At 36.5% G+C, this 17,394-nt stretch carries 12 protein-coding genes; 6 read left to right on the forward strand and 6 right to left on the reverse strand.

The window, feature by feature from the left end:
- The first annotated feature begins 336 nt into the window (after window positions 1-336).
- The gene (locus tag MY04_RS07410) at window positions 337-3,618 is read left to right on the forward strand and encodes a glycoside hydrolase family 2 TIM barrel-domain containing protein (RefSeq protein WP_066208188.1); all 3,282 of its coding nucleotides are present in this window, start codon (window positions 337-339) and stop codon (window positions 3,616-3,618) included.
- Between the two features lie 156 nt (window positions 3,619-3,774).
- Complete coding sequence (locus tag MY04_RS07415) at window positions 3,775-4,464, forward strand: DUF4328 domain-containing protein (RefSeq protein ID WP_066208195.1); 690 nt, start codon at window positions 3,775-3,777, stop codon at window positions 4,462-4,464.
- Window positions 4,465-4,511: 47 nt separating this feature from the next.
- Here the strand turns inward: MY04_RS07415 and MY04_RS07420 are convergent, their stop codons facing one another.
- The 6 genes from MY04_RS07420 to MY04_RS07445 all read right to left on the reverse strand — a co-directional run bounded on the left by MY04_RS07420 (window position 4,512) and on the right by MY04_RS07445 (window position 12,751).
- A complete protein-coding gene (locus MY04_RS07420; protein ID WP_066208197.1) occupies window positions 4,512-5,318 on the reverse strand; it encodes an SDR family NAD(P)-dependent oxidoreductase in 807 nt (268 codons plus the stop codon).
- The gene (locus tag MY04_RS07425) at window positions 5,306-6,715 is read right to left on the reverse strand and encodes an aminotransferase (RefSeq protein ID WP_066208199.1); all 1,410 of its coding nucleotides are present in this window, start codon (window positions 6,713-6,715) and stop codon (window positions 5,306-5,308) included. The genes MY04_RS07420 and MY04_RS07425 overlap by 13 nt, the downstream gene beginning before the upstream one ends.
- Before the next feature lie 65 nt (window positions 6,716-6,780).
- On the reverse strand, window positions 6,781-7,560 hold the full coding sequence (locus MY04_RS07430) for an SDR family NAD(P)-dependent oxidoreductase (RefSeq protein WP_066208202.1): 780 nt from the start codon (window positions 7,558-7,560) through the stop codon (window positions 6,781-6,783).
- Window positions 7,553-8,677, reverse strand: coding sequence for an MFS transporter (locus tag MY04_RS07435; RefSeq protein ID WP_066208205.1), 1,125 nt, complete (start codon window positions 8,675-8,677; stop codon window positions 7,553-7,555). The genes MY04_RS07430 and MY04_RS07435 overlap by 8 nt, the downstream gene beginning before the upstream one ends.
- A gap of 2 nt (window positions 8,678-8,679) precedes the next feature.
- Window positions 8,680-10,227 carry a long-chain-fatty-acid--CoA ligase gene (locus MY04_RS07440; RefSeq protein WP_066208207.1) on the reverse strand — a complete coding sequence of 516 codons (1,548 nt, stop codon included), beginning with the start codon at window positions 10,225-10,227 and terminating at the stop codon, window positions 8,680-8,682.
- A gap of 58 nt (window positions 10,228-10,285) precedes the next feature.
- Window positions 10,286-12,751, reverse strand: coding sequence for a TonB-dependent receptor (locus tag MY04_RS07445; RefSeq protein WP_066208209.1), 2,466 nt, complete (start codon window positions 12,749-12,751; stop codon window positions 10,286-10,288).
- Window positions 12,752-12,889: 138 nt separating this feature from the next.
- On the opposite strand from MY04_RS07445, the gene MY04_RS07450 reads away from it, so the two are divergent.
- From MY04_RS07450 to MY04_RS07465, 4 genes are all read left to right on the forward strand, one after another.
- Window positions 12,890-13,375, forward strand: a complete 486-nt coding sequence (locus MY04_RS07450; RefSeq protein WP_066208211.1) for an Lrp/AsnC family transcriptional regulator — start codon at window positions 12,890-12,892, stop codon at window positions 13,373-13,375.
- Between the two features lie 199 nt (window positions 13,376-13,574).
- Entirely contained in the window at window positions 13,575-14,801 is a 1,227-nt protein-coding gene (locus MY04_RS07455) for a Zn-dependent hydrolase (RefSeq protein ID WP_066208213.1), read from the forward strand.
- Between the two features lie 8 nt (window positions 14,802-14,809).
- On the forward strand, window positions 14,810-15,937 hold the full coding sequence (gene ald, locus MY04_RS07460) for an alanine dehydrogenase (RefSeq protein ID WP_066208215.1): 1,128 nt from the start codon (window positions 14,810-14,812) through the stop codon (window positions 15,935-15,937).
- A gap of 1 nt (window position 15,938) precedes the next feature.
- Window positions 15,939-17,387, forward strand: coding sequence for an aldehyde dehydrogenase family protein (locus tag MY04_RS07465; RefSeq protein WP_236941101.1), 1,449 nt, complete (start codon window positions 15,939-15,941; stop codon window positions 17,385-17,387).
- Window positions 17,388-17,394 lie beyond the last annotated feature (7 nt).

Genomic DNA, 17,394 nt, shown 5'->3' on the forward strand with positions numbered 1-17,394 from the left:
GTTAATAATATTTATTATTTATAAAAATTAGTTTATTATTTTTATTATTAAATAATGATAACCAAAAATCATTTATGAAGGCTTCAAAATATTAGGAATGATTTAAAAAACATCCCATATAACCATAAATCGAATATTTATTGATTAATAACAGACATTTTTATTATTAACATTTATTATATATAAATCATTTTCATCATAAAACAATTACTAAAATATATTCTCAATTCATGATTTATATAGAATATTATTCATTACATCTTTTTTTAATAAGGTATAATTTAAGATATTTACGCAACGACCAATTATTATATAATTTTTATTACTTATACAGAAATGAACAAACTCCAACTAAAATTATTATTACTTTTCTCCTTTTTGATGCATCAAGTCTATGCTCAAGTAGAAAGAACTCCCGACCCTTATATTGAAAACCCTGATATGATTGGGGAAAATAAAATGGATCCAAGAGCTGCATTTTTTCCTTTTACAACTCAAGAAGATGCTTTGAAGAATAATTATGAAGCTTCATCAAATTATTTTTCTTTGAACGGCACATGGAAATTTAAATTGCTAGAAAATGGAATCAATATTCCAAAAGGATTTTCAAAGTCCGATTTTAGTCATGACAAATGGGATACAATTAAAGTCCCTGCCAATTGGGAAGTAGAAGGATTCGATATCCCTATATATAACAATGACTATTATCCATTTGCTGATGTAAGAGAACGCGCAAAAGGATTTACTGAAATGGATAAGCCTAACCCTCCTTTTGTTCCAGTACAAAAAAATCCAGTCGGTCTTTATTTTAGAACTTTTGATGTAAACGATGATTTCCTATCTCAAAATGTTGTTTTACATATTGGTGCTATAAAATCAGCGGCTTTTATTTATATCAACGGTCAAAAAGTAGGTTACACTCAAGGATCAAAAACTCCTTCTGAATTTGATATTACCTCTTATTTAAAGAAGGGTGAAAACACGATTGGATTTCAGGTCTACCGTTGGTCAGATGCTTCTTATATAGAATGTCAAGATTTCTGGAGATTTAGTGGAATTGAAAGAGATGTATTTTTAATTGCTCAAAACCCTGTTCATTTGCAAGATTTTGGAGCGATTACTACTCTAAAAAATGATTATAAGGATGGTCTGTTAGATTTATCTATTAAGGTGGAAAACACTAACAATCAAGTAGAAGAAGCGACCATATCCTACCAACTTTTTGATAATAAAACGGTTACTTCGAATGCAAATGTAATTCTACAAAAATCTCAAAAAATAGAAATTCCTGCTCATGGACATCAAGAAGTAAAATACAATGAGATTGTAGAGGGTGTAAAATCTTGGAATGCAGAAAACCCTCAATTATATACTTTACTAATCACAGTTGAAAAAGATGGGAAGGTTCTTCAAACAACTGCAGAAAGAATTGGTTTTAGATCTGCAGAAGTAAAAAATGGTCAGTTTTTAATTAACGGTCAGGCAATCATTGTGAAGGGAGTTAACCTACACGAACATAATGCTTATACAGGACATGTGGTGGACGAGGATATAATGAGAACGGATTTAGAGTTGATGAAGAAATTAAACATCAATGCTATTCGTACATCTCACTATCCTCAACCTAGACGTTTTTATGAATTATGTGCTGAATATGGTATGTATGTCGTTGATGAAGCCAATGTAGAATCTCATGGTATGGGTTATAGTCTTGAAAAAGGGAAGTCGATTAGTAACAACCCATCTTTTGAAAAATCGATTGTGGATCGTACACGAAGAATGTATGAAAGAGACAAAAACTACCCTTGTATTGTGACTTGGTCGTTAGGTAATGAATCGGGTAATGGGTACAACTTCTATCAATCCTATTTGTATTTAAAAAGTGTAACAGACATTCCTGTTCAATACGAAAGAGCTGGCTTGGAATGGAATACGGACATTTACTGTCCTATGTATGGTGATCATAAATTCATAGAAGATTACGCTAAAAAGTATACAGACCGACCATTGATTCAATGTGAGTACGAACACTATATGGGTAACTCTGGTGGAGGACTCAAAGAATACATGGATTTATATGAAAAATATGATAACCTTCAAGGTGGTTTTATATGGGATTGGGTAGATCAAGGACTTTACACAAAAGATGCAGATGGCAACGCTTTCTTTGCGTATGGAGCTGATTTTGGTCCTGAAAATGTCCCTTCAGACGGTTCTTTCCTTGCAAATGGTATTGTTGATTCGGATCGAAAGTTAAAGCCTAGTAGTTTTGAAGTAAAGAAGAATTATCAAAATATTAAGTTTAAAGCTTTAGACGTAGCGAAAGGAGAATTTGAAATCAAAAACTGGTTTGATTTTACTGATTTATCTGGATACTCAATATATCCATTTATAAAGGCCGATGGAAAATACCTCAAAAGACTACCTACAATTAAATTAAAAACTGCTCCACATCAGGTAGAGAATATTCAATTAAATTATGGTAAACTTCCTCAAAACAAAGAATGTTTTATTCATTTTGAAGTAAGAAATGATAATGGGAGTCATTTTGTTCCATCTAATTATACCATTGCTTTAGATCAATTTGAAATCCCGAATGATATTCAATTACAAAATGTAAATATTGAAAAGTTAGCTTCTATTTCTCTAGAAGAAGGTGATAATAAAATTCAGATAAAGAATAAGAATTTCAGCTTTGTATTTGATAAAAACGAGAGAACTTTCACTTCTTACAGTTTCAAAGGAACAGAATTTATTCAAGATAAAGCAGGTTTAACTCCTAGCTTCTATAGAGGTTTAACTTGTAACGATATGGGTGCTTATGCTTTCCAAAAAGCGAAAGATTGGAATGTAGCTACTCATGAATTTTCTATTGAAAATATCACTACAGAGAAGATTAAAGACAATGTAGTTCAAATGAATATTACTTATCATTTACCAAATGTAGAGACAAAATTCGTTATGGAATACACTGTTTTTGGGGATGGTTCCTTGAAAGTAAAAAGTACTCTAAAAGGCATGGAAGAAAAAGAAAAATTGCCTGAACTTATCCGTGTCGGTCTTCGTATGAACTTGAAAAAAGAGTTTGATAATATGTCCTTTTTTGGCAGAGGTCCTGAAGATAATTATGCTGATAGAAATAGTGCTAATAATGTCGATCTTTTTACCAAAAAAGTTAGTGACCAAGAAATACCTTATATCCGTCCACAAGAATTTGGTAATCATACTGATGTTAGATGGATAGCATTACAAAATAATAAAGGAGTTGGATTATTGGCTTATTCTTCGGATCAACATCAATTAAGTACTAGCGCTATTAATTATACTGACGAATCTCTTGATGCTGGAGATGCATCATACAATTACCCTAAAAATTTAAGACATGATCAAAGGCATCCTTATCAAATTGAAAAATTAGATGGTGTGCAATGGCATATTGATCATCTTCAAGAAGGTGTTGGTGGTGTGAATTCTTGGTGGTCGAGAGCAATGGATCAATACATGCTTGACCCAACTAAAGATTATAGTTATGAATTTATGTTAGTGCCTTTCAAAAAATTAAAATCAAATCAACTTTTTGAAAAGAGTAAGATGAGATATTCTAACAACATTAATTAAATGTAGATTGTTATATTGATAAAAATGGGTGGTTTTAATTCTAAACCGCCCTTTTTTATTATTTTTGATAAAAGCATTCTTAATTAAAAATGGAATAACAAATTTTCGCATTCAAACAGTGACTTCTTAATATTTTTTTCTATCAATTTTTTCAAAATGGAACAACTTAGAGTAAACAATCAAAGAGCATCTATTGCTAAAATTTTCCTTGGATTTATGTGTTTTCTTTCCTTTGTAATGATGGTGAATCACATTATTATTTATAATATTTTAATAGACATTGAAGATCAAAGTGCTCTAGCTGATGACTATATCATGTTTTTTGGTATTCCTTTAGGATTGAATGTTTTTGCTCAATTTGGTTATGTTATTGGACTTATAGTTACAGGTATCTTATTCATCAAATGGATGAGAAGAGCATATTATAATCTAAAATTAAAGGTAGATTATTTGGGTTACTCAGAATCTGAAACAGTTTGGAGTTGGTTTATCCCATTCTTAAACTGGGTACGTCCTTATCAAATTATGAGTGAATTATTTCTGGAATTAAGGCAATACTTACAAAAAAATGGACAGGAAATAAAGGATAACTCTTTTATGGTCAATATTTGGTGGGGCTTATGGGTTGTAAACAATGTCCTTAACACTATTACTTCTAAATTATATACTTTAGAAGAAACTGTAGAAAAATTAAAAACGGGGACTGCTGTTGAAATATTTAGTAGTGCAGTTTCTATAATTGCTGCATTATTAGCTATTAAAATGATCAGTTATTATAACGAAATGGAGACTAAAATGATTGATACAAGTTCTGAAGCTGAAGAGGGAAATATTTCCTTAGCTTAGAAATAAACAAGGGTTGTTGTCAAATAATGAACAACAACCCTTGTTTATTAAGTTCCGACAGGTAAACCACCATCAACAGAGAGGGCTACCCCATTTACGTACGACGCTTGATCGCTAAGCAAGAAAACTACAGCTTTTGCTATTTCCTCTGGCTGACCATACCTTCTCTGAGGAACAATTTCTGTGAGTTGTCGAATGGCTTCTTCTTTATCCAAACCATGTTCTTCCATAAAAGCATTCACTTCTATGTCAGACATAGAGGTATCTATCATGCCAGGACATACACAGTTTATTCGAATATTTTTAGGGCCAAATTCAGCAGCTAAATGCTTTGTTAGACCAACTACTGCAAACTTTGATGCTCCATAAGCAGAAAACTCTGGCAAACCTCCTAACCCTGCCGATGAGGCATTATTGACTATTACACCTTTCCCTTGTTCTAAAAAATGAGGCACTAAGGATTTACAAAGTCGCTGCATTCCTAAAACATTCACATCGAAAGTGGTCTTCCAAATATTTTCATCCAACATCAAAAAGTCTCCTACGCCAATAGGTGTTCCCGCATTGTTAAAAATGCCGTCTATCCTTTTGTACTTTGATATGACTTCTGATATCATTCGATCAATATCATCTTGAGAGGTGACATCCATAACCACCCCAAAAGCTTTTCCTCCATTGTTTCGAATTTCATCCACCACAGTAGTTATCTGATGTTGATTCCGTTCAATATCCGTCACAATTACTACTGCTCCTTCTTTCGCAATTTGATGTGCAGTCGCATTTCCAATACCTCTTTCTGAAGCTGCGCCTGTAACGATAATCACTTTATCTTGTAAGTGTTTTACTGCTGCCATAATCCCTCCTCAATTAAATCTTTTATCGTTCTTTCAATACTCTCTCTCAATATATTGATGGTATTATCAATCGCTTTTTGATCATACGTTAGTGGTGGCGACAGTACATTCAAGTTACCAATCGGACGGATAATCAATCCCAATTGCTTGGCGTGGTGATATACTCTTTTTCCTATGTTCACTTCGGGTGCAAAACTCTCTTTGGTTTCTTTTTTTTGCACATATTCCAATGCCAACATATAATGACTCCCTCTCACTTCACCTACTATCCCGTATTCACTCAGCTTTCCTAATTCTTCTTCGAAATATGGCCCCCATTTTGATACATGTCCACAGAAATTATCTCTTTCCAAAATCTCTATATTCTTAAGACCCACCTGACAAGATAAAGCATGCCCAGAATACGTAAAGCCATGAGAGAAGTAAGGATTATCCTTTTTTGGTTTTGAGATGACTTGATGAATTTGATCTGAAATCATAGTCGCTCCCAGTGGTATGTACCCTGAGGAAATTCCTTTCGCATAGACACACATATCGGGTTCCACATCAAAGAGATCTTTTGATGATACCATCTTACCTAATCGTCCGAAAGCAGTCACCACCTCATCAGAAACATAGAGAATATCGTACTTTTTGCAAAGGGCATGTGTTCTCTTATGGTAATCACCCGGAGGGACAATTACACCTCCAGCACCCATGATAGGCTCTGCAAAAAACATAGCGATATTATCTGGGCCAATTTTGATGATCGCTTCCTCCATTTCATCCACTAGAAAATCGATAAACTCTTCTAAAGTTCGATCCCCTTGATTACGATAAGTATAAGGAGCCGTTAAATAATGTACCAATTGATGCGGTAAATCAAATGACATGTGTGTAGATGAAATACCCGTAATCGCATGGGCTAAATACGTGCTTCCATGATACGCCAAATCTCTTGATAAGATCTTCTTCTTATTGGGTTTCCCCAAGAGATTAAAATAATAGTGCGCAATCTTTACCGCTGTATCATTTCCCATTGATCCACCTGTACCATAAAATACATGGTTCAATGCCCCTGGAGAAATTTCTGCTAACTTCTCTCCCAATTCTGCCATAGGTCTTGAGCTTGCATCTTCAAAAGTATTGTAATACGCTAACTTCTGTGATTGTTCTGCCATGGTCTCTGCTATTTCTTCGTTACCATGACCAATATTTACACACCAAAGACCTGCAATTCCATCCAAATAAGCTCTCCCTTGTTCGTCGTAAATATGATGCCCTTTTCCTTTAGCGTAGATGACCGAACCTTCATCAGAGAATTTTTCGAAGTTGGTATAAGGATGAATGACATGTTGTTTATCCAACGTCCAATAATCCTTTTGCTGTCTTTTGATGTTTGTTGAATCCATATTCATAATGAAAAATGTTTAAATTATTATGGGTTAAATCTTAATTATTCATCCGTTTGGTTAAGGATGTGTTATGATTTGATGGTATTGGCAAATACTTGTTCCATCAGTTGCTGACTGATCCCTGCCGTCCATCCGCCATCCACGTAAATAGCTTGTCCGTTGATGAATTTGGCAGCATCGGAAGCTAGAAACTGATAAACACCAACGAGGTCATTAGTCTCTGCCACTCTACCTAAAGGTGAAAATACTTCGCTCATATACTGAGTGTAATCCGCATCCTCTGCAGATTCCATCATCGGCGTTTTTGTATTGGACGGACAAACTGCATTCACCCGAATTTGTCTGTCTGCCAACTCCAAAGCCAAAGATTTTGTGATGCTAATTAAAGCTGTCTTAGAAGCACCATAGGGTTCCATACCTCCTACCTTAGTCTCTGCCGATTGGGAGGAAGTATTGATTATCACCCCACCGTCGTTCATTAAAGGCACTCCATATTTTGCACAATACATTGGCCCCAATAAATTGATATCGAAAATAGTTTTCCAATCCTTAGGATCACTGTCCACTATATTTCCAGGAAGGAAACCCACTCCTGCATTGTTGATTAAAACATCAATTGGTTTATTTAGCCTTTTGATGTCATCAAATGCTTTTTTGACGGCATAAGCTTCACCTACATCGCACTGTACAAAATGATGTATAAAGCGTGGTGAATCTTGAGAAGGTTGTATATCTAGTGAAATCACAAATGCCCCTTCTCTATCAAACAAATGACATAAGGCAAGACCAATTCCACTACTCCCTCCGGTGATGACCACCGTTTTATTTTTTATTGAAAATTCATTCATTTGTTGCTGGCTTTTTGATTAATACAGATAGATAAGTGATGTACACCATCAAGAAAATGGCTACACTTACTATACTCAATACTAGATAATTACCGTCTGTGGTAATCATCGATAAGAATAAAGGTCCCATCGCAAAACCTATAGAATACATGGGAGTAACCATCACGACTCCCTTTCCTGATTGGTCCTGATCAGCTATGATTCCGGTGAGATAAGGGATAATTAAATTCACCCCAAAACTACCTGTAAGCACACCAATAGTAAAATAGACTTTATCGTCTGTTCCCACACATAAACTATAGATAATCAGGCCTAATATGGAGATGGAAATAGGCAACATTCTTCCATACTTACTACCAATAAAAAGTGGGATCATTAAAGCCGGAATGGCAATCAACAAGCCAGAAGAAAGGACAGTAGAAACAAATTCGGGATCGAAGTGATTGGCCACAGCTATACGTTCTGTGAACGACCACAATCCACCATATCCTACAAACATCAATAAAACACCTAATAAACATAAAAAAACGAGGATTGGTATTCTCTGACTACTGCCTTTTTCTTCCAGTTGATGACCACCTTTCGACATAAATTGTATCACAAATGGCAAACAAATTATTGCAAGAATAATCTGCATGGCATAAATGACGTCTGCTTTTTCATAATTGGGGAAGAAAGATATTCCTTCCATACATAGTGCTCCAAATACAAGGGTGATGATCAAATAAGCAGCGAAATTCCGATCGGTATCTCCAAACTTATTGATTACTGCTAACGTTAATGCTACCCCTATACCTTGACCAAGACCTGTAAGCCATCTTATCAACAATAAAACCGGAAAAGAACCAACGATTGTTGCCAAAGCATTTCCACAAATCATCACCAACACACTGATGATTGCCATTCGTTTCCAATTGGTTTTGTTGATCCAAAAGAATGAGGAAATCGAACTCATGCTGTAACCAATCAGGTCACATGCGGCAAATAAACCCGATTGCTGTGGTGTGAGATTAAATTGCTCTGACACTGCTCCTACCATAATTGGTAAGAGATAAATCATTAAAAGACCGGCATTTCCGAGAAGAAACGCTGCCCATAGTTCTTTGTTGAATTTCATTGTTAGTTATGTCTTAGTGCCCTTTTTAAAATTTTTCCAGTTGCCGAGACTGGCAAAGCATCGAAGAAATCAATTTCCCTAGGATACTTATAATCAGCTATCTTACTTTTTGTCCATTGGATTAAATCTTCCTTTGATATATCGTGTTCATCTTCTAAAACCACACAGGCTTTAATCTCCTCTCCAAGACGATCACTATGAATGCCGATAACAGCCACTAAAGAAACGGCTTCATGTTGTATCATCACTTCCTCAATTTCTCTTGGATAGATATTGACACCACCTCTAAGAATTACATCTTTGGTACGATCGACTATGTAGTAGTAGCCTTCCTCATCTTGTCGAGCTACATCCCCGGAATGCATCCAACCATCTATAAGGACTTTTTGAGTGGCTTCGGGGCGTTTGTAATAGCCTTTCATCACATTGTGTCCACGGTAGAGTAATTCTCCTCTTTCCCCTTGCTTTACTTCTGCTCCTTGTTTATCTACTAACTTTACCTCAACGCCCCAAACAGGATAACCAATAGAACCCGATTTTCTTTTTAGACCAGGGTGATTAAAAGAAACCACAGGTGCTCCTTCAGACATGCCGTATCCCTCATAAATAGTCGTTTCAAACTTGGCTTCAAAATCATTCATTACCTGAACAGGAAGTGATGCACCTCCAGAAATACATAATCTCAAATTGGCATTTACCTGTTCCCTATTGACTGTTGATTTCTCATTTTTAAAATGAAGTAATCCCCAATACATGGTCGGCACACCTGCAAAAATGCTTACTCCTTCTTGTTGAATAGCACTGAGGACCAATTCAGCATCAAACCTTGGAATAATCACGTTAGTAATGCCATGCATAATACTGGTATTCATCAAGCAAGTTTGACCGAAGATATGGAATAACGGAAGCACGGTTAATGCCTTGTCCTCTACCTTCAACTTAAAAAGGTGACGACACATACTTGCATTCCAACCTAAATTTGAATGTGATAACTCCGCTCCTTTTGGCTGTCCGGTTGTTCCTGAAGTATATATGATGACGGCCGTATCATCGGATTGAATTTGAGGAGTAGAATATTCAGTAGCACTACCCTCAAGAAATTCCTCCAACGTTAACTCATTCTCCACCTTATTATTTGATGTCCCATCCAGAGTAATTAATAACTGACAACTCTGAGTGGCATCAAATGCTTTCCGACCATATTTACCCATCGGTAATTGAGCATCTCCTTCGAAACAGAAATAAAATTTTGCATCTGCATCTTCCAAGTGGTATTTGATTTCATCATTTTTTAATAAAATACTTAATGGGACCACCACACCGCCAGCTTTTAAGATGCCATAATATATCATTGGAAAGTAATGTAGATTAGGACAACTTAATGCCACATGATCTCCTTTTTGTAATCCATGTTTTTGGAGTGATGAAGCAATTTTACTTGCTTCATCATTCAGTTCTTTAAAAGTTAGTCGTGTTGGACCGCAGACAATTGCCTCCTTGCCTGGAAAACGTCTACTTGCGTCTTCAAGTCCAATAGATAAATTAAACATAAGTGATAATTTAGATATGTGCTGTTTATTGGATGTAATGTTACTTGTGGAGTGCGACTTAGAAGATGTTGATTTTTAAATCAGCACCATAAGTTCTTGCTTGGTTGATGGAAACGAAATCGCCAATTAAACCTTGGAAACCGTGTCCGAAGTATAATTCATTCGTTAAGTTTTTGCCCCAAATACCAATGTTATAACGACTGTTCTTGATAGAATATCCTAAGCGTGCATTTACTATGGCTGCCGCTTTTCTAGAGATACTTTCTGTATTGTAGATATCGTTAAACGACTGTCCGTTATACGATACATTCAACATGGCAAAAAGCTTGGAACCGTTGTTAAATATTTTAGTGTATTCTGGTGTCACCGACATGGTGAATTCTGGTGCTTTGGCCATTTTATTGCCACTCAAATCGACATCACCTACTTTGAATTCATCGTAAGTCATCTTTTGGATACCACCATTTAAATTGACTCTAAAACCTTTGAATAGCATGGCATCAATTTCAATTTCACCACCGTAACCCGTAGATTTATCAGCGTTAGCAATAAAGTTGGTTAAACCGGCAAAAAGTAATTCCTGCTTGTTTTCATAATCGATGTAATAAGCAGCAACATTCAATCTCAGACGATTATTGAATGATGATTTATAACCAATTTCATAACTATTGATATATTCTGGCTTGTATAAAACATTCGCTTCTTCTACTGGATCGATCATGAATGATTCTAAGTTTAGATAACTCGATACAGCAAAGTTGTAACCTGTTCCTTTGAAACCTCTGGCGAATTTACCGTACACCATATGGTTGGGATTGATTTCATAACTCAACCCAAAATCACCTGTAATAACATTATCTTCCGATTTGAATTCTTGATTGTCGTAAGGTGTTCCCAACATATATACCAATGGGAAACCTAACATATCGATGGCATCTTGAGATTCTACCGTAGTTTGTTGAGTGTTAAACACCTTTGATTCGTGGGTGAAACGAACACCTGCCGTCGCTTTAAATTGAGGTGTGATTTTAAAAGTACCTGATAAAAACGCAGCTAAAGAAGTATTATCAATTGTACTCAAATTATTTACTTGCTCTGTGTAGCCAGGAATAAATAAATCGTCTATACCAAAATCAGGTCCTAATAACGGAGGTAGGAATTCTTGAGTAACACCAATATCATTTCCCTCAATCGTTTCTTTTACTCCATATAACCCTCCGATATAACTGAATCTTTTCGACTTATCTGAATTATATCTCAATTCTTGAGTGAAAGTATTAAACTTCTGACCTCTATCAAGGTATACGGCTGGAATTGGTGAAACCTCTACATCCTGAATCGAACGATCTGATGATGCTGAATAAGCTGAGATAGAAGAAAAGGTTCCTGTTCCCATTTGAGCAATCACTTTAGCAGATGCACCGTATTGATCTCTGCTAAACGTAAAAGGTTCACTAAATGATGCTTTTCTGTTTTCCCAATCGTCTGCTGCAAATAAATCAGGATCTACTGCCACTAAATCAGGAGAACTTAAATACGTCATTGATGCTTCTGCACTTGCATCATTGTAATAGTATCCTTCCAAAGTGATATCGACCTTAGAAGAAGGTTTGTACAATAATGCTCCTCTTGCTCCACCAAACTTTGTCTTGTTAGCTTCTTGTCCTTCTTCAGATAAATGTTCTACATAACTACCTTGTCTATAATTATAAGCTCCTGTTACTCTAAATGCCAACTTATCGGGTACTAACATTACATTCGCCATACCTCTTGCTTGCATGTAGTTATAGTTACCAGCCGATAATTCGATAGATGCACCATTATCCATATTAGGTTGAGCAGTGATGATATTGACTACACCACCTACTGTATTCTTACCAAATAATGTGCCCTGAGGACCTCTTAATACTTCTACTCTTTCGATATCCATCATGACAGCATTAAAGCCATAGGCTCTAGATTGATATACATCGTTGATGTACATACCCACTGCTTGTTCAAGACCTACTCCATCGAAGTTGGTGGAAATTCCTCTAATAGAAATATTTGTTTGAGATGGACCATAAGAATCCGTAATTAAGTTGGGTACTGTATTTAAAGCTTCTACTGTAGACTTTACAGACATGTCTTCTAAATCTTTGCCTGTAATCACAGTGGCAGCTACACTCACTGTTTGTAGATCTTCTTCTACTCTATTCGCAGAAACCACTACACTTTCCAATGTTAACTCATCGGGAGTTAGTTTTATATCTAAGACATCACCCTCTTTTACATCCTTAGTGATATCTTCAAATCCAATAAATTCAATTTTAACCTGAGTTTCCTTTTTAGATAAGGTTAAAGAAAATTTTCCTTCAAAATTAGTAGTTGTACCATTTTGAGTACCCACTTCTACAATTGTAGCCCCTACGATAGGTGTGCCAGAATCCCCATCGATGATAGTCCCTTTGATATTTTGTCCATGTGCGTTGAGTGAGATAAAAAATATAGCAGAAATGAACAATAGATAGTTAAATACTTTCATAGTATTGTGTGTTTGGTTGTATTTCTATTAATGTTTATTTCAGTTAAGCCGTCACAAGAATACAAATATTTTATTTTTTATCAAATTATTTGCAAATATTTTATTTAATACAGACATTTATAAAAATTATACACTCACATGGATATAACGCACGCTCAACTAGATACTATGGACATTCAGATTTTATCTCATTTAAATGAAGATGGGAGAAAATCTTTTACAGATATTTCAAACGAGATGAATGTTTCAGTAGGAATGATACGTAATAGGTATCAAAAGTTAGTAGAAAGTAAAATTCTACATATCGTCGGGTGGGCCGATCCGCTAAAAGTAGGTTTAGAAGCGTATGCGCGTTTAAACCTAAAGGTACACCCTGCAGAAAAAATTAATGCTGTCTGCGATCAGTTGGTGAAAATTCCAGAGGTAAGTTTTGTCGCTATCACTTCCGGGAATTACAACATCGAGATCAATATGACATGTAAAAACAATAAACACTTATTAGATACTGTAATTTCTAAGGTTCATGCAATTGAGGGAATTACTGATTCTAATACTACTATGTATATGGATGTTCGAAAGTGGGCCGCACACGCTATTGAACATGCTGATACTGTTGAAAAATAATTTCTCATTACTGTAATTCCCGCTGCTAAGATTACGTGATGATATCAAACACACTGTTGGTTGACAGTGCCTCCTTTTTATGCTCTTTTTTAAAGAAAAGTTGCTGATGAAGGCCTCATTGTCACACCCAAACTTTAATAAACTAATTATCAGCTTTACGCATTAATTAAATTTTTCGATTGTAAATCAACGAATTGATATGATGAAAATTAATGGTGACCGACTATGGGATAGGTTAATGGAAATCGCCCAAATCGGTGGCACTCCTAATGGTGGGGTATGTCGTCTTACGTTATCAGAGGAAGACAAAAAAGGAAGAGTACTCTTCGAGGATTGGTGTAAAGATTTAGGCTGTAGTATCCGAGTGGATGCTATGGGAAACCTATTTGCGACTTATCCTGGAAAAGATCCTCATTTACCTGCCCTATTGTTAGGTAGTCATTTAGACAGTCAACCGACTGGAGGAAAATACGATGGTGTGATGGGTGTATTGGCCGGATTGGAGGTGATACATACTTTACACGATCAAAATTTTGTTCCAGATAGAAATATAGTGGTGGCCTCTTGGACCAACGAAGAAGGTGCCCGATTTACCCCTGCCATGATTGGTTCAGGTGTTTTTTCGGGGACATTTAGTTTGGACTATGCCTACCAACAGAAAGATAAAGAGGGTATCACTTTGCATGATGCTTTGAACTCAATCGGCTATAAAGGTACTGATTCAGTTAAGCCAAATGAGTTTCAATATGCTTTGGAACTTCACATTGAACAAGGTCCAATACTCGAAAGAGAAGAAAAGCAAATTGGTATTGTTACGGGCGTTCAAGGTATCAGATGGTATGATATTCATATTAGCGGCAAAGAATGTCATGCGGGCCCTACGCCTATGGACTACCGTATCGATCCCATGCAAAGTGTCCCTCTTCTTTTAACAGAATTGTATAAAATTTCTGAGGTATTTGGAGAGGATGCCCGAATCACTATTGGGTATATTGATGCTTCTCCAGCGGTTAAGAATACTGTTCCAGAAAAGGCTAGCATCTCTTTAGATATTCGCCACCCTAATGAGGATCAGTTGACTAAAATGCATGAATTTGTTCTTAATGTTATTCAAACGATTGATAAAGAATCAAAATCAGCCATTGCATTAGAGGAAATATGGCATTCCGAATCGGTGGTATTTGATGACAACTGTGTGCATGCTGTGCAGCAAGCCTCTAAGAAGTTAGGCTATCCGCATCGAAGAATCATTTCTGGTGCGGGACACGATTCGGTGTATACCTCAAAGGTTATCCCTACTTCTATGATCTTCATTCCTTGTAAAGACGGGCTGAGTCATAACGAATTAGAATCGGCTAAAAAGGAAGATGTGATCGCAGGTACAAATGTATTATTACACGCTAGTTTACAATTACAACACAAATAAATAAAGCTATGATTATTGGCATCCCAAAAGAGATCAAAAACAACGAAAACAGAGTGGGTATGACTCCCTCAGGTGTTTTTGAGTTAACAAAAAATGGACATCAGGTATATGTGCAATCGACTGCCGGTTTGGGTAGTGGATATGCTGATCATGACTATCAAAAAGTTGGTGCAGAGTTGTTGCCGACCATTGAAGATGTATATCAAAAAGCAGAGATGATTGTGAAGGTGAAAGAACCTATTGAGGCCGAATATCAATTGATTAAGAAAGATCAATTGGTGTTTACCTACTTTCATTTTGCTTCATCAGAAATATTGACGCATGCGATGATTCAATCCGAAGCGGTTTGTTTGGCTTATGAAACTGTTCAAACGAATGACAGAAAACTTCCACTTTTAATTCCAATGTCAGAAGTAGCAGGTAGAATGTCGATACAGGAAGGGGCTAAATATTTGGAAAAACCGATGGAAGGCATGGGTATTTTGTTAGGTGGTGTTCCCGGTGTACCTCCTGCTAATGTGCTTGTGCTTGGTGGTGGAGTTGTGGGTACTGAAGCAGCAAAAATGGCTGCAGGTATGGGTGCTAACGTCACTATAATGGATATCAATTTGGAACGTTTAAGGTATTTAGACGATGTGATGCCGGCCAATGTCAACACCATTATGGCCAACGAACTAAACATCAGAGAGCACATACAAAACCATCATTTGATTATCGGTGGAGTACTAATTCCCGGAGCAAAAGCACCGAAATTAATCACGAAAGACATGTTGTCTTCCATGCAAAAAGGAACTGTTTTAGTGGATGTAGCGGTAGATCAGGGCGGATGTTTTGAAACTACTCACCCTACAACCCATGCTCAACCCACTTATCTAATCGATGATATACTGCATTATACGGTAGCCAATATGCCGGGGGCCGTTCCTTATACATCGACAATTGCTTTAACCAATGCCACATTACCTTATGTGCTTCAGTTAGCCAATAATGGATGGCAAAAAGCGTGTGATGAAAATGAGGCTTTAAAGTTAGGTTTAAACATCATTCAAGGTCATGTTGTTAACCAACCTGTGGCGGAAGCTTTTGGTCTTCCATTCGTTCCTTTAAATGAATTTTTTGAAACAGAAGAAGTGTAATATGGAAAAGATAATTATCCCTTCTCGTTTGCAAATGCTTATTGGAGGCGAGTGGGTCGATGCCAATAATAAAGACAGTTTATCCGTCATCAACCCTGCCAATGCTCAGGAAATTACTACTGTTCCTTTAGCAGCAAAAGAGGATATTGATATAGCAGTTGATAGTGCTCAACAAGCTTTTGAAAATGATACGCTAACTCCTGCAGAAAGAGGTCAGTTACTTCACAAAGTAGCTGATCTACTCGAAAGAGATAAAGAATATTTAATGCATCTTGAGTCATTAGACAACGGCAAGCCATTTGATAAAGCCGCTTACGATGTAGATTCTTGTATCCATCATTTTAGATATTACGCGGGTTGGACCACAAAGATTCACGGCGATCAAATTCCGGTGAGTTCACCCAACAAATTGGTCTATACTCGAAAAGAACCGCTTGGAGTAGTTGGACTCATTGTACCTTGGAATTTCCCATTAATGATGTCCGTTTGGAAAGTCGCTCCTGCCCTTGCTTGTGGAAATACATGTATTCTTAAACCTGCTGAACAAACCCCACTTACGGCACTTCATTTAGGGAAGTTGATTATGGAAGCCGGTTTCCCAAAAGGGTATTTCAATGTGGTAACAGGTACGGGTGCGATTACTGGAGAAGCCATTACTCGACATCAAAAAGTAGCCAAAATTAGCTTTACAGGTTCTACGGATGTCGGTAAAAAAATTATGGTCGCTGCTGCTGAAAGCAATCTCAAGAAAGTGAGTCTAGAACTTGGTGGTAAATCACCTAATATTGTTTTTGATGATGCTGATATTGATCAAGTGATAGAAAGTGTGGTTTGGTCTAGTTTCTATAATAGTGGACAAGAATGCACGCTTGGATCGAGATTATATATCCACGAAAAAGTCTATGATCAAGTTCTCAAAGGATTAATTGATAAAACTTCTCAGTTATCTATCGGAAAAGGTATCGACTCACCTGACCTTGGACCGTTGATTTCAGAAACTCAAATGAACAGAGTGCTTAACTATATAGAATTGGGTAAAAAAGAAGCAAAACTCGAGTTTGGTGGTCATCGTTTAGAAGGTGATTTAAAAGAGGGGTATTTCGTTTCTCCAACCATTTTCTCTCATCAAAATGACGATTTGAAAATAGTACAAGAAGAGATTTTTGGACCTGTGGTGGTCGTCTCCTCTTTTAAAGATGAAGAAGAAATCATCCAAAGAGCCAACCATTCCATTTTCGGATTAGCTGCTGCTTTATGGACCAAAGATGTTTCGAAAGCACATCGCGTAGCCCATCAAATTCAATCTGGAACAGTATGGATTAATGGGTATGATATGTTCGATCCATCTGTGCCTTTTGGTGGCTATAAACAGTCGGGTAACGGTCGAGAAATGGGTAAAAGTGCCATCGACCTTTATACCCAAGAAAAAGCAGTTTGGTTATCACTTTAAACTCAAT

Origin of the sequence: Flammeovirga sp. MY04 (genome assembly GCF_001682195.2) — a bacterium.
Lineage (GTDB): Bacteria > Bacteroidota > Bacteroidia > Cytophagales > Flammeovirgaceae > Flammeovirga > Flammeovirga yaeyamensis.